At 54.7% G+C, this 22345-nt stretch carries 26 protein-coding genes and 1 tRNA gene; 11 read left to right on the top strand and 16 right to left on the bottom strand.

Going from position 1 to position 22345, the window contains the following annotated elements:
- The first annotated feature begins 23 nt into the window (after positions 1-23).
- On the top strand, positions 24-1202 hold the full coding sequence (locus tag AB4Y96_RS17285; RefSeq protein ID WP_441918740.1) for a CobW family GTP-binding protein: 1179 nt from the start codon (positions 24-26) through the stop codon (positions 1200-1202).
- Between the two features lie 333 nt (positions 1203-1535).
- On the opposite strand, the gene AB4Y96_RS17290 is transcribed toward AB4Y96_RS17285, so the two are convergent.
- Both AB4Y96_RS17290 and AB4Y96_RS17295 read right to left on the bottom strand, forming a co-directional pair.
- Entirely contained in the window at positions 1536-1760 is a 225-nt protein-coding gene (locus tag AB4Y96_RS17290; protein WP_091879940.1) for a sulfurtransferase TusA family protein, read from the bottom strand.
- 23 nt (positions 1761-1783) lie between these two features.
- Complete coding sequence (locus AB4Y96_RS17295) at positions 1784-3037, bottom strand: L,D-transpeptidase family protein (protein WP_091879941.1); 1254 nt, start codon at positions 3035-3037, stop codon at positions 1784-1786.
- 319 nt (positions 3038-3356) lie between these two features.
- On the opposite strand from AB4Y96_RS17295, the gene AB4Y96_RS17300 reads away from it, so the two are divergent.
- Both AB4Y96_RS17300 and AB4Y96_RS17305 read left to right on the top strand, forming a co-directional pair.
- Positions 3357-3824: an SRPBCC family protein gene (locus tag AB4Y96_RS17300; RefSeq protein WP_091879943.1), complete on the top strand. Its 468-nt coding sequence runs from the start codon at positions 3357-3359 to the stop codon at positions 3822-3824.
- A complete protein-coding gene (locus AB4Y96_RS17305) occupies positions 3821-4342 on the top strand; it encodes a GNAT family N-acetyltransferase (protein WP_441918666.1) in 522 nt (173 codons plus the stop codon). The genes AB4Y96_RS17300 and AB4Y96_RS17305 overlap by 4 nt, the downstream gene beginning before the upstream one ends.
- Before the next feature lie 65 nt (positions 4343-4407).
- Here the strand turns inward: AB4Y96_RS17305 and AB4Y96_RS17310 are convergent, their stop codons facing one another.
- Together AB4Y96_RS17310 and AB4Y96_RS17315 are read right to left on the bottom strand one after the other, a co-directional pair.
- A complete protein-coding gene (locus tag AB4Y96_RS17310; protein ID WP_091880272.1) occupies positions 4408-4683 on the bottom strand; it encodes an HU family DNA-binding protein in 276 nt (91 codons plus the stop codon).
- 205 nt (positions 4684-4888) lie between these two features.
- Positions 4889-5830 (bottom strand): LysR family transcriptional regulator, encoded by a 942-nt coding sequence (locus AB4Y96_RS17315; protein ID WP_441918668.1) that lies wholly within the window; start codon positions 5828-5830, stop codon positions 4889-4891.
- A 168-nt stretch (positions 5831-5998) separates the two neighbouring features.
- Here AB4Y96_RS17315 and AB4Y96_RS17320 point away from each other — a divergent pair, with 168 nt between their 5' ends.
- Positions 5999-6952 (top strand): ring-cleaving dioxygenase, encoded by a 954-nt coding sequence (locus tag AB4Y96_RS17320; protein WP_091879948.1) that lies wholly within the window; start codon positions 5999-6001, stop codon positions 6950-6952.
- Between the two features lie 44 nt (positions 6953-6996).
- Here the strand turns inward: AB4Y96_RS17320 and AB4Y96_RS17325 are convergent, their stop codons facing one another.
- From AB4Y96_RS17325 to AB4Y96_RS17350, 6 genes are all read right to left on the bottom strand, one after another.
- Positions 6997-8550 (bottom strand): VOC family protein, encoded by a 1554-nt coding sequence (locus AB4Y96_RS17325; protein WP_441918671.1) that lies wholly within the window; start codon positions 8548-8550, stop codon positions 6997-6999.
- Between the two features lie 229 nt (positions 8551-8779).
- A complete protein-coding gene (locus tag AB4Y96_RS17330) occupies positions 8780-8929 on the bottom strand; it encodes a DUF1127 domain-containing protein (RefSeq protein ID WP_091879951.1) in 150 nt (49 codons plus the stop codon).
- A gap of 181 nt (positions 8930-9110) precedes the next feature.
- On the bottom strand, positions 9111-9494 hold the full coding sequence (locus tag AB4Y96_RS17335; protein ID WP_091879952.1) for a low affinity iron permease family protein: 384 nt from the start codon (positions 9492-9494) through the stop codon (positions 9111-9113).
- Positions 9495-9557: 63 nt separating this feature from the next.
- Positions 9558-10334, bottom strand: coding sequence for a hydroxypyruvate isomerase family protein (locus tag AB4Y96_RS17340; RefSeq protein WP_441918674.1), 777 nt, complete (start codon positions 10332-10334; stop codon positions 9558-9560).
- A gap of 34 nt (positions 10335-10368) precedes the next feature.
- Positions 10369-11622 (bottom strand): 3-oxo-tetronate kinase, encoded by a 1254-nt coding sequence (gene otnK / locus AB4Y96_RS17345; RefSeq protein WP_441918676.1) that lies wholly within the window; start codon positions 11620-11622, stop codon positions 10369-10371.
- A gap of 146 nt (positions 11623-11768) precedes the next feature.
- Entirely contained in the window at positions 11769-12860 is a 1092-nt protein-coding gene (locus AB4Y96_RS17350; protein WP_441918678.1) for a hypothetical protein, read from the bottom strand.
- A 347-nt stretch (positions 12861-13207) separates the two neighbouring features.
- Between AB4Y96_RS17350 and AB4Y96_RS17355 the strand changes: the two genes are divergently transcribed.
- Together AB4Y96_RS17355 and AB4Y96_RS17360 are read left to right on the top strand one after the other, a co-directional pair.
- Complete coding sequence (locus AB4Y96_RS17355; RefSeq protein ID WP_281410732.1) at positions 13208-13336, top strand: hypothetical protein; 129 nt, start codon at positions 13208-13210, stop codon at positions 13334-13336.
- Between the two features lie 127 nt (positions 13337-13463).
- Entirely contained in the window at positions 13464-14297 is an 834-nt protein-coding gene (locus tag AB4Y96_RS17360) for a DUF6551 family protein (protein ID WP_441918680.1), read from the top strand.
- Between the two features lie 57 nt (positions 14298-14354).
- Here AB4Y96_RS17360 and AB4Y96_RS17365 read toward each other — a convergent pair.
- The 5 genes from AB4Y96_RS17365 to AB4Y96_RS17385 all read right to left on the bottom strand — a co-directional run bounded on the left by AB4Y96_RS17365 (position 14355) and on the right by AB4Y96_RS17385 (position 17461).
- Positions 14355-14431 (bottom strand) — tRNA-Arg (locus tag AB4Y96_RS17365).
- A 222-nt stretch (positions 14432-14653) separates the two neighbouring features.
- Positions 14654-15607: an acetyl-CoA carboxylase carboxyltransferase subunit alpha gene (locus tag AB4Y96_RS17370; protein WP_441918742.1), complete on the bottom strand. Its 954-nt coding sequence runs from the start codon at positions 15605-15607 to the stop codon at positions 14654-14656.
- A 180-nt stretch (positions 15608-15787) separates the two neighbouring features.
- Positions 15788-16318, bottom strand: coding sequence for a hypothetical protein (locus tag AB4Y96_RS17375; protein WP_441918682.1), 531 nt, complete (start codon positions 16316-16318; stop codon positions 15788-15790).
- Positions 16319-16368: 50 nt separating this feature from the next.
- On the bottom strand, positions 16369-17295 hold the full coding sequence (xerD, locus tag AB4Y96_RS17380) for a site-specific tyrosine recombinase XerD (protein WP_441918684.1): 927 nt from the start codon (positions 17293-17295) through the stop codon (positions 16369-16371).
- A gap of 4 nt (positions 17296-17299) precedes the next feature.
- On the bottom strand, positions 17300-17461 hold the full coding sequence (locus tag AB4Y96_RS17385) for a histidine kinase (RefSeq protein WP_441918686.1): 162 nt from the start codon (positions 17459-17461) through the stop codon (positions 17300-17302).
- A 147-nt stretch (positions 17462-17608) separates the two neighbouring features.
- Between AB4Y96_RS17385 and AB4Y96_RS17390 the strand changes: the two genes are divergently transcribed.
- Genes AB4Y96_RS17390 through AB4Y96_RS17405 form a run of 4 tightly spaced genes read left to right on the top strand, consistent with a single transcriptional unit; the run spans position 17609 to position 21188 of the window.
- Entirely contained in the window at positions 17609-18214 is a 606-nt protein-coding gene (locus tag AB4Y96_RS17390) for a shikimate kinase (protein ID WP_441918688.1), read from the top strand.
- On the top strand, positions 18211-19326 hold the full coding sequence (aroB, locus tag AB4Y96_RS17395; protein ID WP_441918690.1) for a 3-dehydroquinate synthase: 1116 nt from the start codon (positions 18211-18213) through the stop codon (positions 19324-19326). The genes AB4Y96_RS17390 and aroB overlap by 4 nt, the downstream gene beginning before the upstream one ends.
- Complete coding sequence (locus AB4Y96_RS17400; protein WP_441918692.1) at positions 19323-20612, top strand: HlyC/CorC family transporter; 1290 nt, start codon at positions 19323-19325, stop codon at positions 20610-20612. Before aroB ends, AB4Y96_RS17400 begins: the two co-directional genes overlap by 4 nt.
- 60 nt (positions 20613-20672) lie before the next feature.
- Positions 20673-21188 carry a TerB family tellurite resistance protein gene (locus AB4Y96_RS17405; RefSeq protein WP_441918694.1) on the top strand — a complete coding sequence of 172 codons (516 nt, stop codon included), beginning with the start codon at positions 20673-20675 and terminating at the stop codon, positions 21186-21188.
- On the opposite strand, the gene AB4Y96_RS17410 is transcribed toward AB4Y96_RS17405, so the two are convergent.
- Entirely contained in the window at positions 21185-21487 is a 303-nt protein-coding gene (locus AB4Y96_RS17410) for a BolA family protein (RefSeq protein WP_091879967.1), read from the bottom strand. The genes AB4Y96_RS17405 and AB4Y96_RS17410 overlap by 4 nt on opposite strands.
- A 143-nt stretch (positions 21488-21630) precedes the next feature.
- Here AB4Y96_RS17410 and AB4Y96_RS17415 point away from each other — a divergent pair, with 143 nt between their 5' ends.
- A complete protein-coding gene (locus tag AB4Y96_RS17415; protein WP_441918696.1) occupies positions 21631-22284 on the top strand; it encodes a J domain-containing protein in 654 nt (217 codons plus the stop codon).
- Positions 22285-22345: the final 61 nt, after the last annotated feature.

A 22345-nucleotide genomic window follows, 5' to 3' on the forward strand; every position in this document is an offset into this window, starting at 1 on the left:
CTTAGGATGATATCATGAGTGGCCTGCCTCTTCCCATTCCGGTTTCTGTACTCACGGGATTTTTGGGGTCGGGGAAGACCACCTTGCTCAACCGCCTGTTGAAAGATCCGGCTCTTGCCGACACGGCCGTCATCATCAACGAGTTTGGCGATGTCGGGATTGATCATCTTCTGGTGGAAACGGCGAGCGAGGGCGTTATAGAGCTCTCCGATGGCTGCCTGTGCTGCACGGTCCGGGGGGAGTTGGTTGATACGCTTGCCGATCTCATTGACCGTCTGCAGACGGGGCAACTGAAAAAGCTCAAGCGGGTCATCATCGAAACGACGGGTCTTGCCGATCCTGCGCCAGTCCTGCATGCGATTATGGGCCATCCGGTGCTGTTGCAGGCTTTCCGCGTTGACGGGGTGATTACCACTGTGGATGCGATCAACGGCATGGCCACGCTCAATGCGCATGAGGAAGCCGTCAAACAGGCGGCGGTTGCCGACCGTATTGTGGTAACAAAAACCGACATGCCGGAGGCCGCTGAAGGACTGTCCGCACTGCATGCCCGGCTTGCGGCGCTTAATCCCGGTGCTGATATTATTGATGTTGGCGACGCGCGCACGGGCTATGCGGCGCTGTTTGAATGCGGTGTCTATAATCCGCAAACAAAAACCATCGACGTGCAACGCTGGCTGAAAGCCGAAGCTTTTCGTGACCGGGAGCACGAACGTGAGGAAGCTGATCACCACGCCCATCACGAACATGATCACCACCATCATGACCATGCGCATCATCATGACCATGATCACGACGGGCATCATCATCACGACGTCAATCGCCATGATGCGGCGATCCGGTCGTTTTCGTTGACGCATGATAAGCCGGTGCCACGCGCTGGTTTTGAGATGTTTCTTGATCTTCTGCGTTCAGCCCATGGCGAAAAGCTGCTACGCATGAAAGGCATCGTGCAACTGGAGGATGATCCGGAGCGCCCGATGGTCATTCACGGTGTGCAGCAGATTTTCCACCCGCCAGTTCGTCTTTTGGCGTGGCCTGACTGCAAGCACGAAACACGTCTGGTGATGATCGTGAAGGATTTGCCTGAGAGTTACATCACGCAGCTTTTCAGTGCATTCCTCAATGAGCCAAACATTGATACGCCGGATCGGGCCGGGCTGTTTGAAAATCCCTTGGCCATACCGGGTATGAAAATTTAGCCATAAGCCGTTAATCCAGTTTGCTGCAATTCATGTAGTGCGTGGTTCGACAAGAGCTCACCATGAGGGGTGTTCATACCACAAGGGGCATACCTCTCCCCGTCATCCTCGGGCTTGACCCGAGGACCCATAATCAGAACGCGCCGAGCATCCAGATCATTTGATTTCCTTAGCCGTGGGTCCTCGGGTCAAGCCCGAGGATGACGGGGAGGGGTGGGATTGGGGGGAGTCTAGTTCTGCAACGTTGATCATTATCTTTGCAATCACCCATCTCTGTCATGGTGAGGCTGTTGAACCATGAATCATCGCTTTGCAGATATCTGGATTTATGGCTTAGCCACGCTCGATATGAAAGCGGTGACCGCCATCGATGGTCACCGTTTCAATCAGCCTGTGCCCATCGGTCATGCAGAAATTGGGCATGTCGATCACGGCGAGGGGATCGCTTGTTTCAACCCACAGCCGCGTGCCCTCGGGCATGGTTTCCAGACGTTTGCGGGTTTTAAGCACCGGCAAAGGGCAATTCAGGCCGCGCAGGTCGTAGATATCAGCGCTCATGCCGAATGCTCCGGATGGCTCACTTAGTTACCAATGATTTTCCACCAGGCCTTTTTGGCAGGCTGTTCCGCAACAGTCGCTGAAACGTCCTGCACCTGAGCTGGAGCAACGGATGGCACGGGCGCTACTGTCTGGGTAACAACCGGTGCTGATGCATTGGTTGCAACTTGATTGGCAGTTGAAGCCGGTATGGCGGCAACGGTCATGCGGTGCCGCTTACCTGCTTCTTTTTCGTCGCGCACCTTGTCGGCAGCCACTGCGGAAGCGAGGCGAACCATCACCTGCGGTTTCAGCGCTGCGTCCTTGTCCTGCGGCGACAGGGAGGGCGGCTCCTGCGTGACGCGTTCACCACGGGCGCGGCGGGCGCTCCATTCGGCGATGATCTTGGCTTCACTCAGTCCCTGGATCGAGCGGCTTGGCGGCGTGATGCTGCCTTTGCCTGCCATGGTCGAGAAGGCGGCTTCATAATTGTTCTGATAGCTCTGATAGGCCATCTTCAGCGTTTCAGGCTGCTGCATGGGCGGGCAGATAGCCGTCGCTGCAATCGGTGCATTCGGGTCGGTTGTGTGATTGAAGACATATTTCTTCTCGCACACATCCACCTTTGGCGGCACCTTGGTGATTTCGAAGTGGTCGTAACCTTCCTTCAGGTTCTTCCAGAAGCCATAGTTCGGATCGTCCTTGTAGCGCGCCATATTGGCTGCGGTCATACGGAACGGAAAGGCCTGCAACTGGATCGAATCCTGGCCGCCTTTGAAAGCGTCGCGGGCGAAAGCATAGATTTCCTGAACCTGCGCGTCGGTCATCGAATAGCAACCTGATGATGAACAGGCGCCGTGCACCATCAGATTGGCGCCGGTGCGGCCAAGGGCCTGATCAAGCGCGTTGGGGAAACCGGTGTTGAAGGACAGGTAATAGCTGGATTTCGGATTCATCTGGCCCGGACGCACGGCATAAAAACCTTCCGGTGCCTGACGGTCGCCTTCGATGAATTTCGGGCCAAGCTTGCCCGACCATTTGCAAATCTTGTAGCTCGTGACGATATCGTAGCGGCCATTGTCCTTGCGCTTCCACACTTCAAGAACGTTCTCTTCCTTGAAGATGCGAACCATAACCGGCGCGGTCATGCTCATGCCCTTGGTCTTCATCAGCTTGACCATTTTTTCGGACAGTTGCTGTTCGGACTTTGGCGCAAGATCAGAAACAGATGCGCCCTGACAACCTGCGAGAAACAGGGTCAGCATCAACGGTGCAAGGATATGTGTCGGTATTTTCATCTTCGCAGCTGTTACCAGTTCGCTTCGTCGAAATTGTGTGGATTGCTATCCACAACCCCCTATTTGCATCCGTTATAGTTGATAAAGCCTTACTGCAATGTAGCAAATTGCTCAATCACACAATCGTCACCTGCAATAAAGACAGGGCGGTTTTATGGCGAAATGCACTGTTTTCCCGGTATGATCTGCATTTTGTTGCCAGTATCTCTTCGAGAACGCGCCATTGACAGGAAGCATTCGCGCTCATCAATTGTTGTTTACTGACCCGCGGTCTCTCACATCAAATGTATGCTACACGACCCTTTCGGGGAGGAAAAGAATGGCAATTGCACCTTCATTGACGCTCAAACGCCATCTGAAAGCACCGCCGCGACTGGTCTGGGCTGCTTGGACCGATCCTGCCATGATTGTGCATTGGTGGGGTCCAACCGGTGCCAAAACCCTGAAAGCCGAGGCTGATCCGCGTGTGGGCGGCGCGTTTCGCGTGATTTTTCTTACGCCTGACGGGGAAGAGCACAATGTCAGCGGTGTCTATTGCGAAGTGCTGATCGAAAAACGTCTGGCTTTCACCTGGGTCTGGATCACTCTGCCCGATCGGGAATCGCTGGTAACGCTGGTGCTTGAGCCAGTGGACGGCGGCACGTTGTTCACTTTGATCCATGAGCGGTTTTTCGATGAAGCGGCACGTGATCGTCATCATGAGGGCTGGAGCGGGGCACTCGACAGTCTTGAAAAGTTTGTCGAACAACAGGCGGTTGCTCTCGCAACCGGGGGTAGCCGAACATGACTGAGAACCCTGCAATCAGCTTCCGCCCGGCCTCGCTGTCCTATCTGCCTTTGATGGCAAGATGGCTGATGACGCCGCATGTGCGCGCGTTCTATCAACCCGATCCTATCACGCCGCGGGAAGTGGCGGAGGAATATGGCCCGATGTTCACGGGCGAGACCCCCGATATTTGCCATATCGCCTATTATGGCGAGCAGCCATTCGGTTATCTGCAATGCTACAGCAATGCCGATTACGAGGAGTGGGTTGAGTCAACGGGAGCAGATGCCGGTATCAGCCTCGATCTTTTCATCGGCGAACCTGCCTATGTGGGAAAGGGTTTCGAACAGCTGATGTTGAAGCAGTATCTCGCACTGATCGCATTCTCGCATTTCGCCGATGAGCGCTTTGCTTACGTCTCCTATGAGGCGGAGAATCTTGATGCGATTGGAGCAGCGGAAACTGCCGGGTTCCGGCGCATTGATGAGTTTGATGAAGGCGGCGACCACATCATCGTTCTCAGGTTCGAACGGGATTGAGCCTACCACAAATGAAAAAGGCGGCGCCTGAGCACCGCCTTTTAAGAAATCAGCACCAACGGGGATTAGCCGTTGAGGGCATCCTTCAGAGCCTTTGCAGGCTGGAAGGCAACCTTCTTGGAGGCTGCGATCTTGATCGTTGCGCCAGTTGCAGGGTTACGGCCTTCGCGAGCGGCGCGCGACTGTACCTTGAACTTGCCGAAGCCTGGCAGCGAAACTTCGTCGCCTGCGACGACGGCATCGGTGATGCCCTTAAGAACGCTATCTACAATCGCCTTGGACTGAACCTTTGTAAGACCCTGATCAGCGACGAGCTTCTCGATAAGATCGGACGTATTCATGTTGGCGGTTTCCTCAGTATATTCGTTGATCGAAGGCGTCTGTATGGCACGCGTTGCCGCCTCTGTCATCAGGAATAGAGCGCATTTTCGGGGTTTATACCCAGTGTTTACAGGGTTTTTTGCAAATCCGGCTATGAATTTTCGGATGAGGGCCGGATCGGGCCTGCAAATTGACCCAGGTGATTCGCTCTCTGATTCTGTTCATTCAGGGCTGACCCGTCCGCAGAGCGTCGGGCATTTGCCATATTGGCGGCTCGCCAATATGGCGCGCTAGGTGATCGATAAAGGCTCTGACCTTGGCCGACACATGCCGGGTCGGTGGATAGACCGCATGGATGCGGTAGGGCAGCGGCTTGACTTGCGGCAGGACTGATATGAGCGTTCCATTGCGCAGGGCATCGGCCGCGATGAACATCGGCAGCAGCACCAGTCCCAGCCCGGCAATCGCCATGTCACGCATGGCCTCGCCATTATTGGCCACGATGCGCCCATGCATGGCGACGGAAACCGGTTCGCTTGACGATGCGGGATTTTCAAATTGCCAGAGCTGGCTGGTGTTGACGTTGGAATAGTCGATGCAGGCGAAGGAGCCAAGTTCGTCAAGATTATTGGGCAGGCCGTTTGCCGCCGCAAAAGCCGGGCTGCAACAAATGACGCGCGCGTCTGTGCAAAGCTTGCGGGCAATCAGACTTGAATCCTTGAGAATGCCGATGCGAACGCCAACGTCAAAACCGCCACGCACAAGATCGACCATGCGGTCATCAAGCTCGACGGCGATTTCAAGATCAGGATATTGCCGGGCAAAATCGGCGATCATGCGGCTGAGATAGAAAGTACCGAAGGTCATGGGCGCGGTAATGCGCAAAGTGCCGCGAATAGCGCTGTAGCGTTCACCTGCCGTATCAGCTGCCTCCATGATGTCGCGCACCAGCGGACGGACTCGTTCGACAAAGGCGTGGGCGTTATCAGTGGCGAGCAGTTTGCGCGGCGAACGCTGGAACAATTCTGTGCCGAGTGCCGCCTCAAGATCGGTGATGCGCTTGCTGACAACCGATTTTGACAGGTTAAGCCGTGCAGCACTCAAAGTAATGCTGCCGGTCTCCATGACATCAAGAAAAGTCAGTAAATCGTCGAAGCGCCATTTCATGGTTCTTTCATAACGGACTAATGGCGAATTTTAAAGCCTGTATGCGTGATATTGTTCTGTTTTATCGAACATGGGTTGCATGGAAGCGCTCTTTATATGCCTGCCGACAGCGCAGATATTCACCCCAACGGCGAATGAGCGCCAAGCAAACCAATTCAGGAGGCTTTCATGTCCTTACAATTGACCGGTATCCATCATCTGACTGCCATTACGGCGAATGCGCCGGAGAACCTGCGTTTCTACACGAAGACCCTCGGCCTGCGGCTTGTCAAAAAGACAGTCAATCAGGATGATACAAGTGCCTACCATCTGTTCTATGCGGATGGCGAAGCAACGCCCGGCACCGATTTGACCTTTTTCGACTGGCCTGTTGGCCCGGAACAGCGCGGCACGCATAGTATCTCGCGCACCGGTTTGCGCGTCGGTAGCAAAGCCAGCCTCGACTGGTGGAAGGCACGTTTCATCGAGCTTGGCGTCAAATCAGGTGAGGTTACCGAAATCGGTGGCTATGACTCGCTGGATTTCGAAGATGGCGAAGGCCAGCGGTTCCGCCTGATCAATGATGGCGGCGCAGCCCCCTCACATCCTTGGGACAAGAGCCCGGTTCCGGCTGAACATCAGATTCGCGGCCTTGGTCCAATCACCATCAGCGTGCCCGATATCACCAATACGGAAGCCATCCTTCTGCATGTGATGAACATGCGCCAGACCAGTAGCTATCCGTCACCTGATGGTGCCGGGCATGTGCATGTGTTTTCCATGGGTGAGGGCGGTCCTGCTGCCGAACTGCATGTGGCGGTGCAGCCGGATCTTCCCGTCGCGCGGCAGGGTGCGGGCGCTGTGCATCACGTGGCATTCCGTGCGCCTGATGTGCAGCAATTGCATGAATGGACCGAAAGGCTGAAGAGTTTCCGCATGCCGTCCAGCGGCGAGGTCGAGCGTTACTACTTCCGCTCGCTCTATTTCCGCGAACCCAATGGCATTCTGTTCGAGATTGCCACGGATGGTCCGGGCTTTACGGTCGATGAGCCTTTGGAAACACTGGGCGAAGGATTGTCGCTGCCGCCCTTCCTTGAGGGAAAGCGGGCTTCCATCGAGGCGAACCTGAAGCCTCTGGTCTGATCGGAATAAACAGGCCCGGCATGAAAGTGCCGGGCCTTTTCTATTTAGAAGGTGGCTTCAATCCACTGATGTACGGCGTCAATGTCATGCTGGCCGGTTTCGTGCCCGGCAAAAACGCGTTTCACCGTGAGGTCTGCTCCGGCCTCGCGCAACAGTGCTTCAAGGTCCGGGGTCTTGGCACCGAACAGGTCGTGCTCACCATTAACCATCAGAATATGCGTATTGCTCAAATCAACCTGTGGCGTTTCCTCCAGAACATTCATTGCCCGCAGGAGAACTGCATTTCTGACAAGACCGGGATGCAGCAACATGGTTGCAACCAGCATATTGGCGCCGTTGGAATAGCCGAGGAATATGGTCCGTTGCAGATCAAGGCGATAAGCTTCCACCGCGCCCTCGATGAAACCAGCGAGCGCTTCGGCTTCCGAACGGATATCGTTCTGGTCAAAGCTCAAAGGACCAAACCGCCGGAACCAGCGACCAATACCTTCCTCATTGCTGCGTCCGCGCAAGCCAATGAGCGTTGCCTGTGGTGCAGCATTGGCACCAAGCGGTAATAATGTGGTCTCATTGCCGTCAGAGCCATGCAAAAGCACAAGGGTCACGCCGTTCGGATGATCGGGCGTATAGACACGATGCACGAAAGGCAGCTCGCGATAGATGAACCGTTCTTCGCCGGGCAGACCAAACTGCGGCAGCATCACTTTGAGGTTTTCGGTTTCTTGGGCAAAATGCGGCGGAATGAACAATTTGCTGCCCAGTGTTTCCAGTGTCTCATCCAGAAGCATGCCGGGGCCGTCGGTTGCCATTTCAAACAGGGTGCCGCCCGGTTCCCGCACATAGATTGAATGGAAATATTTGCGGTCGTGCATGGCCGTTGCGTCCGAACCGTCCTCGATCAGCCTGTCATAGATGGTCTGGACATGGGCAATGTCGGGCGCACGAAAGGCGATGTGATCGATTGTTCCTGTGCCGGGTGCCGCGCTCCAGAACCCGGTTGCGTCCCTTACGTCGACACAATCACCCGATGCCGAGACCATCCGCGTGATGGTGTCGATTTGCTCACCGGCGGTGAAGCCGAAATAGGTTTCGAGAAATGTGCAGGTGGCAAGCGGCTGCTCGGTCAAAACGGTAGCGCCGCGAATCCGCAATATGGCGTCCGCTTCGGATATGCCATTACCGGTCCAGTTATCAGACCCCTTTACCTTGGATGTGCCGACAAGCTTGACGATAACACCATCAGGGTCTTTGAGACGCAGCACTGTTTCGCCGAATTCCTGCGAGGGGCCTGTCGTTGCAATATTGTGCTGGAGGGCGCGGGTCAGCCAGAAGCCAATGGCATCGGGGGCAATGGCAAGCGCGATTTCGCTGGGCTGGCCATAGCCGACACGTCCGAGCGATCCATCTTCCCAGACAAGAAAGGTAATCAGAGAACCCGGCGTTGCCGACGTGTCGCCGTAGAAGAGGTGGAGCTGGGTTGCGTCTTCATAACCGCCGGTGCGTTTGACAAGACGAAGACCAAGAAAGCCGACATAGAAATCCACATTCGCCTGAACGTTACGGGTGATCAGGGTGATGTGATGAATGCCGCTTGTCATGAAATTCCTCCGCCGGTGAGTCGGTTCGACTGATACGGGGAAAGGAGGCGGGGTGCAATATTGGGGAAAACTGTGTTGCGATCAGGCAGTGCCTGAAAAAACAACACCCACCGCGGGAGGAGGTGCGGTGGGTGCTATTTGTAAAGGCCGACTGGGAGGAGGAGTGCCGGCCTTTGAACGTTCGGGACCTGGGAGGAGGTTAATCCCGAACGCTAACAGTAATATTCTATTAGCGCGCTGCTGCGGCCTTCTTGGCAACGAAGGCGATATCGCCACGGGAGATGCCGAGGTCGTTCAGTTCACGTGCGGACAGGCGGTTCAGTTCTGTGACAGTGTCACGGTAACGGCGCCAGTTATTGTAAGAGCGGATCAGGTTCATTTCACTCACCTTGGTAACTTATTGTTTGTTGGATCATTTCTTGATCGTGAGCTGCATATAGTCGATGCCCTGCAAAACTTGCAGTGACAAGAATGCATAGCTGCTTTGCAGGAAGTGAGGAGTGGATGGCTAAATTGCGGCGGGCGGAATCACGTCAATTGTGACAGCTTTGAACAGCTGTTCATTTCTTGTTGCGGGCGGCGAGTTCCTTGTCAGCTTTGCGCGCTGCAGCTTCACACCGGTTGCGGAATTCTTCGACTTCTTCCTCGGTCAGATGCTCGATGCCGATAAAGACGTTTTCGCCTTTCGAAACCCGGAGCAGTTCATCGAGTTTGGCCTGAATGGCGACACCGTCGCGGTTCTGCGTGTTCTGGATGAGAAAGACCATCAGAAAGGTGATGATTGTGGTGCCGGTGTTGATCACAAGCTGCCACGTATCGGAAAAGCCGAACAGGGGACCGCTCACCGCCCAGACGATCACAACCAGACAGCACAGGATAAAGGTCAGCGGCTTGCCGGCATATAAGGCAACCCTATTGGCGACTTGGGTAAACAGTTTTCGCATCGTGCCACTCCTCTCACGTAGAGAAGAGAACTGCTGGCTCGCCTATTCGTTCCAGAAACGGCGTTACAGAGAAACGCCCAGAGTATGAACCCAACTTAGCCCGTCATCGGTTGCAGCGCGCGGTCTGTACTCGCAGCCGACCCAGCCGCTATACCCAAGCCGGTCCAGTTCCGCCAGAACGGCTGTGTAGGCAATTTCGCCCTCATCGGGTTCTGCCCGGCTCGGGACAGCGGCAATCTGGACATGGCCAATCAGCGGCAGGTACTTTTCCAGCCGTTTGAAGATGTCACCCTGACTGACGCCGACGTGGTAGACGTCGAACATAACAGTCAAATTGGGCGCACCGATTTCCTCAATCAGCGAAACGGCTTCCTCAATCGTCGAATAGAAGTAGCCCGGTTTGTCGCGCTGGTTGATGGGTTCGAGCAACAGGGTGAAATCCGCTGCCTTGTGTGCCGCGAGGGCGAGATTTTTGGCAAAGACAGCTCTTGCCTGCGGTTTTTGCTCCGGCGCAACAACACCAGCCATGACGTGGATCGACGAAGCGCCTGCGATACGGGCATAATCGATTGCCTGATCGAGCGATGCCTCGAAATCTGCCTCTCTGCCCTGCAATACGCCAAGGCCGAACTCACCTTTCGCCGCATCGCCCGTTGGGGTGTTCAGGCCGAGCAAAGTGAGGCCATGAGCGGCGCAGATATTGCGCACTTCAATTGCCGGAATGTCATAGGGCCAGTGCAGTTCCACGGCTTTGAAACCGGCGCGTGCGGCGGCTGATATGCGGTCGAGCAACGGGAGGTCGGGCCAGAGAAAGCCGAGATTTGCGGAGAATTTTGGCATGGTTCACGTCAATTCAATATGTGTTTTCAATGTATTATACCGTTCCCACCTGGAGAAGCGCTTTGGCAAAAAAGTCTTCGGCGCCGAAATTGCCGCTCTTCAACGCAAGGCCGATGGGTTGTTTGCCATCAGCCACCAATGCTGGAACGCCCGGATCAATTTCCTTGCCGATATGCAGGCTGTGCAGATTAAGCGCCTCGACCACCGCGCCAGATGTTTCACCGCCGCCCACAACAATGCGCCGCGTACCCTGACTGACCAGACGTTGCGCCAGTTCGCCAAAAAACCTTTCTATTTTTACCGCAACCGCTTCACGGCCGAATTCTTTTTGGGCGCCGGAGACAGCCTCCGGATTGGCAGTCGAATAGACAATGGGCGTGCTGCCGTTTTGCTGGCCAACCCAATTGAGAGTGCTTTCCACGGTCATTTTACCGGCCATCAGTGCGGCCGGATCAATGGCAAGGCCGGGATGCGCTTGCAGATAATTTGCAACCTGTGCCTGTGACGCGGTTGAACAGGAGCCGCAAAGCGCGATGCCGGGACCGCTGGCGAGGGGCAAGGAGTGGGGATTGTCCGAAAGCCTGCCCCGGTCGCGAAAATTCTGCGGCAACCCAAGCGCTATGCCTGAGCCGCCGGTAATGAGCTTATGATCCGCAGCCGCCGTGCCGATTATGCGCAAATCATCATCGGTTATGGCATCTGTCACGACAAGCCGCCGTCCGGCCTCGGTTTCTGCTGCGAAGGCTTCGGTCAAGGCGGAGGTGCTCTTGCGGACCGTATCGAGCAGGATACTGCCCACCTCGCCATCGGTCTGGCGGCGCAGCCAGCGGCGAATATCCGGATCGGTCATTGGTGTGAGCGGGTGATTTTGCATGCCGGATTCGCTCAGCAGCCGGTCCCCTACAAACAGGTGCCCCATGAAAAGACGTCGCCCCGTTGCCGGAAAGGCCGGGCATACGATTGCGATGTCAGCGCCAAGCAGATCAAGCAATGCTTCGGCCACCGGCCCTATATTGCCGTGGGGTGTTGAGTCAAACGTCGAGCAATATTTGAAGATGATCTGTTCACAGCCCTGATCGAGCAGCCACCGCGCGGCTTCGACCGACTGGTGTACCGCCACATCGGCAGGCACTGACCTCGTCTTCAGGGCAACGACACCCGCTTCGCAATCGGGCACGGCGGTATGGCCTGTCCCGACAAACTGCACCGTCGACATGCCGCCCTTGGCAAGAGTGTTGGCCAGATCGCTCGCGCCGGTGAAATCGTCGGCAATGGCTCCAAGCAGCATGTCAGGCTCCCGATAGTGTCAGTCTCATATCGGTGCAGGATAATGAACCCGCGCCTGCACACAACTCCCGTGCCCTTGTTTATTTCCGACCAAGATATCTCAGCCGTCAAATTTGGCGGACGGTCAAGAAAGCCGAATGTGGGAGATCAGTGACCCTGATTTCTGACCATCTTTACAACCTTTCGTATCGGTTGTGTGATCATCCATGACGTGCTTGAATAAATTGTGTTAATTTCTTCCTGAAGCCTGAAAATATGCTGGTCCTGTTCCTTTGATTTTTGAAGAAGTGCACTTAGATTTGCGTTGATCCGGTCTATCGTCGATTTTAGACTCGTAATCATTCCATTCTGAGCGTTGATTTCTTCCTGCGTTTCCAGGGCACGCTGATCTTTTTCAAGAATATCACGCTGAAAGCTTTCGACTTGGCTTTGTAGAGCGCTGTGTACGGAGCGTGCGTCGGTCAGATCTTGCATGGCTGCAATGTGGAGGTGCCTGAGCTTTCTGATCTCGCGTCGTAAAGCAATATTATCAAGCTGCTCTAATGATGGGTAGTCGTCAGCAGATGCCATGGGAGTATTGTTCGGTACTTGAAGCGCTATTTCAGCTCCAACTCTAACTTTGTCAGGCTCAACAATGCTTTCATGTATCGCTGTAACCGCCTCAAGCGTTGTCGATGGAGGAAGACAGTTTCGAAGGACTGAAAAGAGATACTCCGGGTCCTCGGTAAAACGTGGAAAGGCTAAAAGATAAATCGGTATTCCAGCGTGACTAAGCCGCTCTATGAGGTGGTGAAATCCTATAGCCAGCAAGCGGGCTTGATCCAAAGGGTTGAGTGAATAGAGAATACCACCAGGAGCGCCCGACCGCAGGTCCCATGTCTTATTTTCTTCTGCCATCCACTCATACGTTTGATGGATATTTTGCAGTTCTACGATAGTTCTGCTGCTCGCTGCTTCAATCAGATTGCGAACGGGAATGATGACACCATCAATAGTGATATCCTCGCGCGCAAGTACTTCATCTACAAATTGATATAGCCAAGGAGATTTGACGACGTAAGGTAGATTCTCTCCGCCGTGGAGTATTAAATCCTCCAGTCCGGCATTTGCATCCTCCAGCAGGTGTACTTGACCATTTGCTTTCGTAACGTGTGTGTCCAATCCCAACGCCGTGAAGTATTTGACCAGAAGACTTGTTCCTGCGCGACCGGTACCCGCTATAAGGAGATGATTTGACATTGTTGCCCCAACTTATTTTTTCTACCGAATACACGCATAAGAGGTGTGATAAAAGTTACAAAGTTGTCACGGTCCGTGAGAATGCAACCGGTAGGCGTTTGTGCCACTTGGTTCGAATTCTTAATTAGTCGCATTTGTTTATAATTGGGTGGGTCGCGTATATTACAGTTTGTAATTGCCCAAATTTCAAACTTATGAAGCCTCGCGGTGAGGACAGACTTTTCACTTGCGACGCCGACTCGGCAAATCGGAATTCCCATTGGCCGTGGAATGAGCATGGACTTGCTGTCTGTTTATGGTTGTCCCCGTCAGGATAGAGCTCCTGAAGTCCACGAGGATACGGTGCCTTGCACGAAGAATATGAAGACAAGCAATATTTCCATTACACGACACCCGTCTGGGTCCATTTGCTGGCATTCGGTGTTGTCGTTGGTATTGCCGTACTGATTTGTGAAGTCTGCCATTCTATTGGTTGATAGCGCTGCCTTAACCAAATTGGCTGATAATGAATCGCTTTTTTGAGCATGTTGTCTGATCGTTAAGATATGTCCTCAGAATGGGGATGCGTGCCTTTTTCGCGCATTTTTTAATAGGAAGTATTTTATGTTTCAGAAATTAGACCCAGCTCAAATTCCCGCGCCTCAAACCCAATATTCGCCCGGTCCCGCACCAATATTGAATTGGATCTCAACGGAGAAATTCGTCGTTGATCATACATATCAGCGGGAAGTTAGTCGCCGCGGGCGTCAGAATGTTCAACATATTGCGGAACATTTTGACTGGTCAAAATTTGCTCCTGTTATTGTAGCTCCTGTTGAAGGTGGCATGTTTGCAATTGTCGATGGTCAACATCGTACAACGGCGGCCATCTTGCGCGGTATTGAACAGGTTCCGTGTCAAGTGGTTCAAGCTGATCGAGCCCAACAGGCAGCAGCATATGCTGCTGTGAACGGAAACGTTACAAAGACGACGGCTCAGCAACTTTTCTATGCAAAACTTGCAGCGGGTGATGCGGATGCCGAGGCTCTCGCAGATGTTTGTGCTGCCGCAGGGGTCGAGATTTCCAGGAGAAATCTCATTTTGGCAAAAATGCATGTCGGTCAGACACAGGCTGTCGGTGCTCTCAATCGTTGTCTTCGGCAGTATGGCCGCGAAACGCTGATTACGGCACTTCAGTGCATTACCGAAACTGCAGATGGCAATGCAGGATTTGTTCGCGCTACCATCATTGAAGCGCTGTGCGAGGTGCTGAGCGCCAGTATCTGGCGTGATGCGGGTGAAACTCTTCTACGTGCAATGGACGACTTCTCGTTTCCAGACGCTTGGGGAGAGATAACTGACGGGCGCGATCAGATTTTCCCCGCTACCGTTCGCCGTCTGTTTGTAGAGAAGGTCGCCCGTCATCTGGCTGCGCGTTTGTCACAACAAGCTGCCTGATTTCTTAAAAAATGAGGTTCGCCAAATTGCGAGCCTCTTTCTTATACAGGGAAAGAATGGCGCGCCCGAAAGGATTCGAACCTCTGACCCCCAGATTCGTAGTCTGGTGCTCTATCCAGCTGAGCTACGGGCGCGTGCCACAAATGCGCGTTCGTCTGCGCAGGCCGGTTCGTAATCGGTTGGGCTGTGAATTGCAAGCAGCTTTGGCAAAAAACCGCAACAATTTTTTGCCAGACTGTCGCGCCCCGAATTATTCGGCGGCTTAACTCAGCAAAAGCGGGTTTTCCGGCAGCTTAGCCAAGCAATTCGTAGAGAAAAGAAAAGGCCCGGAGAATGTCCGGGCCTTTGTTTCGATATTAAAGGCTGCGTCCAATGGCGAGAAATTTGTCGCGTCGGTCTTTTCTGAGCGCTTCGCGGTCCATGGATGCCATGGATTTGAGCGCAACATTAATGATGTTGCCGGTGGCCTCGATCACAGCATCCTTGCCGCGATGGGCGCCACCCGTGGGTTCGGGGATGATGCCGTCAATAATCTTCAGCTCATACAAATCCTGAGCCGTGATGCGCATGTTTGTGGCAGCATCCTTGGCGCGGGTGGAATCGTGCCAGAGAATCGATGCGGCACCTTCAGGCGAAATGACAGAGTAAATCGCATGCTCGAGCATGTAGACGCGATTCGCCGTGGCAATCGCGATGGCGCCGCCGGAGCCGCCTTCACCGATGATAACCGAAACCATCGGCACTTTCAGGTTAAGCGATGCAGCCGTGGAGCGCGCAATGGCTTCCGCCTGTCCGCGCTCTTCTGCAGCGATACCCGGAAATGCGCCCGCCGTGTCGACAAGCGTGATGACAGGAAGGTTGAAGCGGTCAGCCAGATCCATGATACGCACGGCCTTGCGATAACCTTCGGGCATGGCCATGCCGAAATTGTGCTTCAGGCGGGATTTTGTGTCGTTGCCCTTTTCCTGACCGATCACTGCGACGGCCTGACCATTGAAACGGGCAAGACCTGCCTGAATGGCTTCGTCCTCGGCAAAGTTGCGGTCACCGGCCAGCGGTGTGAAGTCGGTGAAGAGCCGGGCAATATAGTCGACGCAGTGCGGGCGGTCCGGATGGCGGGCAATCTGTGCCTTCTGCCATGGCGTCAGCTTGCGATACAGATCGCGCAAAGCTTCTGCCGAGCGCTTTTCCAGACGGGTGATCTCGTCATTGGTGTCGAGGGCACCGCCTTCTTCAGCGAGCTTCTTCAGTTCGATGATCTTGCCATCGAGATCAGCAACCGGCTTTTCGAAATCGAGATAGTTGTACATGGACGAGGTGTCTGCCTGCAAAACGGTGGATTTTTCACGACCTAACTGGCTGTTGCGGACGCGCATGTCAAGGAAGCAAGGCTTACAAGGCGTGTTCGCGGGGCCAGTTATAGAGATAATTCGGGCGAAGGTATGATTGAATCCCGTGGATAAGGGTGGCGATCAGGCCCTTGTGCGGCGCTATGCGCCCGGCTTTTTCGGTGATCTTGGACGTTTGACCGGCGCTGTCTTGGGTTTTGCGGCTGGCTTCTTTGCCGCGTTGGCGCGCTTTGCAGGTTTGGGACGCCGCCAGCCGAGCCACTGGCCCTCGCCGGCATAATAGTGAAAGCCGCCTGCTGCATTGTGGAGGCCCTTGCGCAGTTCGTCGCGATCAAGATCGGGCATATTCTGCAAAAGGGCAGGCGGAAGATTGTCGATATTCAGCCAGTCCGCGTCAAAATAGATGTGTTCGGGGCCATTTTCGTTTTCAACGATGATGAACCATTCGCTTTCCATGTAATCGCCAAACCACGGGTCGGGAAACATGGCCTGTTTGAAGGAAAAGCCGAAACCGTCGATCTCGTCCCAGTTCCAATGCTCCCGCCAGCCCATGTCGCGGATCAACTGGCTGGACCGCGTGAACCCCGTCTGGTCAAAGCGGATTACTTCGCTGTCAGCCGTGACAGTCGATGGTTCCGGTCCCGAAAACAGCTTTTTCAACAGCCGCCACATAGAGTTTCCCGCCAAAGTCTATGGTCCCGCCTGTTTCGCGGGTAGATGGGTTAGTCTGCCAGAGGGTGGTGCTCCGTGACAAGGCGGTGCAGCCGCTCCTCCATGACATGGGTATAAATCTGGGTCGTTGAGATATCCGAATGACCCAGCAATTGTTGTACCGCACGCAGGTCCGCGCCATTCTGCAGGAGATGGCTGGCGAAAGCATGCCGTAACACGTGGGGTGAAATTGCCGAAGTAACAAGTCCGGCACGAGCGGCCAACCCCTTCAATTCACGGGCGAAAACCTGCCGCGCGAGGAAGCCGCTTTCGGAAATTGCCGGGAACAGCCAGGGATTATCGTCAAGGTTAGGCAGGGCATCGCGCACGGCAAGATATTTGCTCATCGCCTGGCGCGCTTTGCCTGAAAGTGGCACCATACGATCTTTCGAGCCTTTGCCGCGCACCATCAGAAAGCGATGGTCGGAACGCGCCACTGTCACAGGCAGCCCAACCAGTTCTGAAACACGCAAACCTGTCGCATAGAGAATTTCCAACAGCGCGTGCAGACGCAGAGCCCGCAAATGATCACTTGCCGGTGCAGCTGCATCAAGCGTTTCTAGTTCAGCGCGCGCCAGCAGTTTCTCCACGTCCATCTCGCTCAGGATTTTGGGCAGGGAGCGATCTTTCTTGGGCGCATCAAGTGTGCCCGTCGGATCATCGGTGCGGATATTCTCCGTATAGAGAAAGCGGAAGAACTGACGCAGGGCGGAGAGACGCCGGGCCTGCGAGGTAGCTGCATAGCCACGCCCGGCAATATCATCGAGATAGGCGCGGATTGTTCCAGGCTCCGCCAAGGTCAGCTGTATGCCCGTCGCGCTGGCAAAGGCAGCGGCATCATCCAGATCGCGGCGATAGGAATCGAGCGTGTTTTGCGCCGCGCCGCGTTCGGCGCTCATCATCTCAAGAAACGTCTCTATGGCTGCTGCTGCACGCATGGGTTTACTTTGGATTGCTAGGTTTAGGATTGAGCTTTTCGGTGGGAATGCGAATGGTCAGTTCGGTTTGCGTCGGATGGACAAAGGTGACAAGCGCCAGCATACCGGCATAAACGAGCCCGGCGAGAACCGCGAGGGTTAGGATCAATCGGGTCAGTGTCGGCATCAAATCGTCTTTGCAGGCTTGCTTCAGGTGTTCCATAATCTTGCAATGGAAACTCTTATGAATTGATGAAGGTCCGGCAGACTGAGAAACCCGCACTTTGCCATAGTTTGCTTGACGAAAGCCCGGTTTTCCTGTCGAAACGCATTTATGAACAGCATTGACGATATTCCTGGCACAGCAGAGGTTCCGGAGTTGGCACGATCCATCCGTGAACGGCTGGGCCATCGGTCTATTGTGCTCGTCGGATTGATGGGTGCAGGCAAATCCACCGTGGGTAAAAAACTGGCTTCGCTGGTCGAATTGCCATTTTTCGACGCGGATAACGAGATTGAAAAAGTCTCGACCATGACCATTCCTGAGCTGTTCGAGGCCTATGGCGAAGCAGAGTTCCGTGATCTGGAGCGCCGGGTTATTGCGCGTATGCTCGAGGATGGGCCGATTGTTCTGGCGACGGGCGGCGGCGCCTATATGAACGAGCAGACCCGCGGTACAATCGCTGCGGAAGGCATATCGATCTGGCTCAATGCGGAACTCGACGTGCTGATGAACCGTGTGGTGCGCAAGCAGAACCGGCCGCTTCTCAAAAATGACAATCCGCGCGCGGTCATGGAACGGCTGATGAGCGAGCGCTACCCCGTATATGCGCAGGCGGATCTCACTATTCATTCGCGTGAGGAAAAGAAGGAAATCATTGCCTTTGAGGCAATGCAGGCCGTTGCACAGCATCTGGACGACAAGGAATCGCTGATATGAGCGAGCAGACGACAGTTCCCGTAAAACTGGGAGACCGCTCCTACGATATTCTCATCGGCTCGGGCCTGATCGAACGTGCAGGGCAGGAAATCGCCGCGCGCACCGGCGCGAACCGTGTTGCCATTGTCAGCGACGACAATGTTGCAGCCCTGCATCTGCAGCGCCTGACCGAAAGCCTCAAAGCGGGCGGGATTGATTCAACGCCGATCCTTGTAACGCCGGGCGAAAAGTCGAAAGGCTTTGCCACGCTGGAAACCGTTACCAATGCGATCCTCTCCGCACGGCTGGAGCGCGGTGATATCGTGATTGCCTTTGGTGGCGGTGTGATCGGTGATCTTGCCGGTTTTGCCGCAAGCATTGCACGGCGCGGCATGGGCTTTGTGCAGATACCTACATCGCTTCTGGCGCAGGTGGATTCGTCCGTTGGCGGCAAAACAGGCATCAACACGGCGCATGGCAAGAACCTGGTCGGCGCTTTCTACCAGCCGCAACTAGTGCTTGCTGATACGGATGTGCTGGATACGCTGAGCCCACGCGAGTTTCGTGCGGGTTATGCGGAAGTTGCCAAATATGGCCTGATTGACCGACCGGATTTCTTTGAATGGCTTGAGAAGAACTGGCAGGGTATTTTTGACGGCGGTCCGCAGCGAACCCACGCTATTGCCGTGTCGTGCCAGTCAAAAGCCGATGTTGTGGCGCGCGATGAGCGTGAAACTGGCGATCGGGCGCTGCTCAATCTCGGCCATACTTTTGGTCATGCACTGGAAACCGCGACGCATTATGATTCCACCCGCCTCGTGCACGGCGAAGGTGTTTCCGTCGGCATGGTCCTTGCGCATCAGTTTTCGGTCAAGATGAACCTAGCGAGCGCCGACGATGCCAAGCGGGTTGAGGCGCATTTGCGTCATGTGGGCCTGCCTGTCTCCATCAGCGACATTCCGGGCGAACTGCCCACGGCGGAAAAGCTCATGGATTATATTGCGCAGGATAAAAAAGTAGCGCGCGGTGCGCTGACCTTTATCCTGACGCGCGGCATTGGACAGTCCTTTATCGCCAAGGACGTGCCGCCATCAGCAGTGCTCAGCTTTTTGCAGGAGAAGCACCCAAAATGAACCTTGAACTCTGGATCTTTTGCGGAATCATCTTCCTTCTGATCCTGATGTCTGGTCTTTTTTCAGGATCTGAAACAGCGCTGACCGCCGTGTCGCGCGCCCGGATGCACCGGCTTTCCAAGCGCGGTGACGACCGGGCGACAGTGGTAGAAGGTCTTATCGAGAAGCGCGACCGGCTGATCGGCGTCATGCTGATCGGCAACAATCTGATCAATATTCTCGCATCGTCCCTGACAACGAGCATGTTGCTCAACCTGTTCGGGCAGGCGGGTGTTGCCTATGCGACTGCGATCATGACCGTACTTCTGGTGATTTTTGCCGAAGTCCTGCCGAAATCCTGGGCAATCTCCAGCCCTGATCGCAATGCGCTGGCGCTGGTGCGGTTCGCGCAACTCGCGGTGTTCATTTTTGGCCCGTTATCCGATCTCATCAACTGGATCGTGCGGCTTATCCTCCGCCTGTTTGGTATTGATCTCGGTTCGGTCAAATCAATGCTTTCGGCGCAGGAGGAACTGCGCGGCGCCGTCGATCTTCTGCATCGGGACGGCTCGGTGGTGAAACGCGACCGCGACCAGATCGGCGGTCTGCTCGATCTGCGTGAGCTTGAAGTCTATGACGTGATGATCCACCGGACGGACATGGATTCAATCAATGCCGACGATCCGATCGAGGATATCGTCAACCAGATCCTTGCCAGCCATCACACCCGCATTCCCGTCTGGCGCGGTGACAATGACAATATTGTCGGTGTTGTGCACGCCAAGGATCTGGTGCGCGCTATTCGCGACGCCAACCGCGATTTTTCCAAGATCAACATCATGAAGGTGGCAACCAAGCCGTGGTTTGTGCCTGATACAACCACGCTGCAGGACCAGCTCAATGCCTTCCTGCGCCGCAAGGCCCATATTGCCATCGTCGTTGATGAATATGGCGATGTGCAGGGTCTGATCACGCTCGAGGATATTCTTGAGGAGATTGTCGGTGATATCGCCGACGAGCACGATATCGATGTGCAAGGCGTTCGTCCGCAGCCCGATGGGTCGGTGCTGGTCGATGGTTCCGTGCCGATCCGCGATCTTAATCGTGCACTGGATTGGCATTTGCCGGATGCGGAGGCCACAACCATCGCTGGTCTTGTCATTCACGAGACCCAGAGCATTCCGACCGAAAAGCAGGCCTTCACCTTCCATGGCAAGCGATTCACCGTGCTGAAGCGGGAGAAAAACCGCATCACGCGGCTTCGTATTCGACCTTTGGAGGATGACGAGAAAGCCAAATCGAATTAATCTCGATCTCTGATCGAGGCTCTCACAGACCGTATTCCCAGCAAATGTATCGAGGGTTGCATGCATATTATTATTGCGGTTCTAGGTGCAGCCGCGTTGATTTTTTACTGGATACTGAGAGCGCAATCAGCCGCCCGCGCGGTGCGTGAGCTGGATCGGGATACAAAGGGTCTGAGGAGCAAGGCCAAATACAGGTTTGAAGGTTTGATCGGCTCTCGTTACCGGCGAATCCATGATCCGCGGCTGGCGGCAACGGTTCTGATGATCCAGCTGGTGCGCACCGGCACACCACTCACCACCGACGAAAAGCTCAAAATCATAGAACTGATCAGCGGCCCGCTCCAGATTGACGACCCCGATGCAATGTTCAAGAGAGCCTGGCAATACACCAAGCAACGGGGTTTCTTTTCGCCTATTGCCGATGAAATGGTGCCGATGCTGCGCGACCGCCTGACAATGGACGAGCGCTTCCAGCTGATTGACATGTTGCGGCAAACAGCTTCTGCCTATGGCGAAGCGAGCGAATTGCAAACGGGAATGATTTCGCGTCTCAAGCGCCAATTGGTGCAGGTTTAGCGGCGTGTCGCTTCACCCGGTGCTGTTGGTTCCAGCGCCAGAGCATGGACGCTGCCTGCCAGTTCGTCCTTCAACACGTCATTGATTGCCCGGTGGCGTGCAACCCGTGAGAGGCCGGAAAAGGCATCCGCGACAATGCGCACGCGAAAATGCGTTTCACCCGAACCGTCAAATGTGCCATGATGCTCGCTGTCTTCATGGTGGTGGCCGGCATGAAGATGACTTTCGTTGATGACGGTCAGTGAAACAGGATGAAAAGCCTGCGTCAGTTTGTTTTCGATAGCTGACTGAGTGGACATTTCGTTCTCCTGCGCCCATATGGTAATTTCATTTGGCAAATCCGTACATGATCACAAATTTACCGCCATTTCAGGCGTTAGGTTGATCCATGGGCAATTGTCAATTCTTGTCTTGTAAACCAATCCGTTGATAATCGTACGCAATGACCTCAAATTCGAAATATTTTGACAGTATCCGTATCCGCCCGAAAAAGGCGGAAGAGGAGAAATCGCGCGKTCCCGTGTGCCAGTGGGATGGCTGTGAAAAGCCCGGTCCGCACCGTGCGCCTGTTGGTCGCATGAAGGAAGGCGAGTTCTTCCATTTCTGCATCGATCATGTTCGCGAATATAATAAAGGCTATAATTATTTTTCCGGCCTTTCCGACGTGGAAGTTGCGCGCTACCAGAAGGAAGCGCTGACAGGCGACCGCCCCACCTGGACCGTTGCAGGTCTGCCGGGAAGCGGTGCCGGTGCCAGCGCGGCAGCCGCCGCTACAGGCGGTGCCAAGACATCGCCTGATTTTTCCAAACTGCGTTCAGGCCGGGCCGCCTATCAGAATCGCTTCCGTGACCCGAACAGCGTGTTCGGCGATGCAAGGCCGGCTGCGCGCCTGCGCAAAGCCAAGCCTTTGGAGGCAAAAGCGCTGGATACGCTGGGTCTTGATGTAAAAGCCACTGGCGAAGACATCAAGTCGCGCTATAAGGAGTTGGTGAAGCGCCATCATCCCGATGCAAACGGCGGTGATCGGGCTTCCGAGGATCGTTTCCGCGACGTTATCCAGGCTTATCAATTGCTCAAACAGGCTGGTTTTTGCTAGGACCGTGTTTGGCTGAATTCGAAGCCTCCCATTTGAGGCTTCATGGGTGTGACTATTTTAT

It is taken from the genome of Phyllobacterium sp. TAF24, from assembly GCF_052113785.1.
GTDB lineage: Bacteria > Pseudomonadota > Alphaproteobacteria > Rhizobiales > Rhizobiaceae > Phyllobacterium.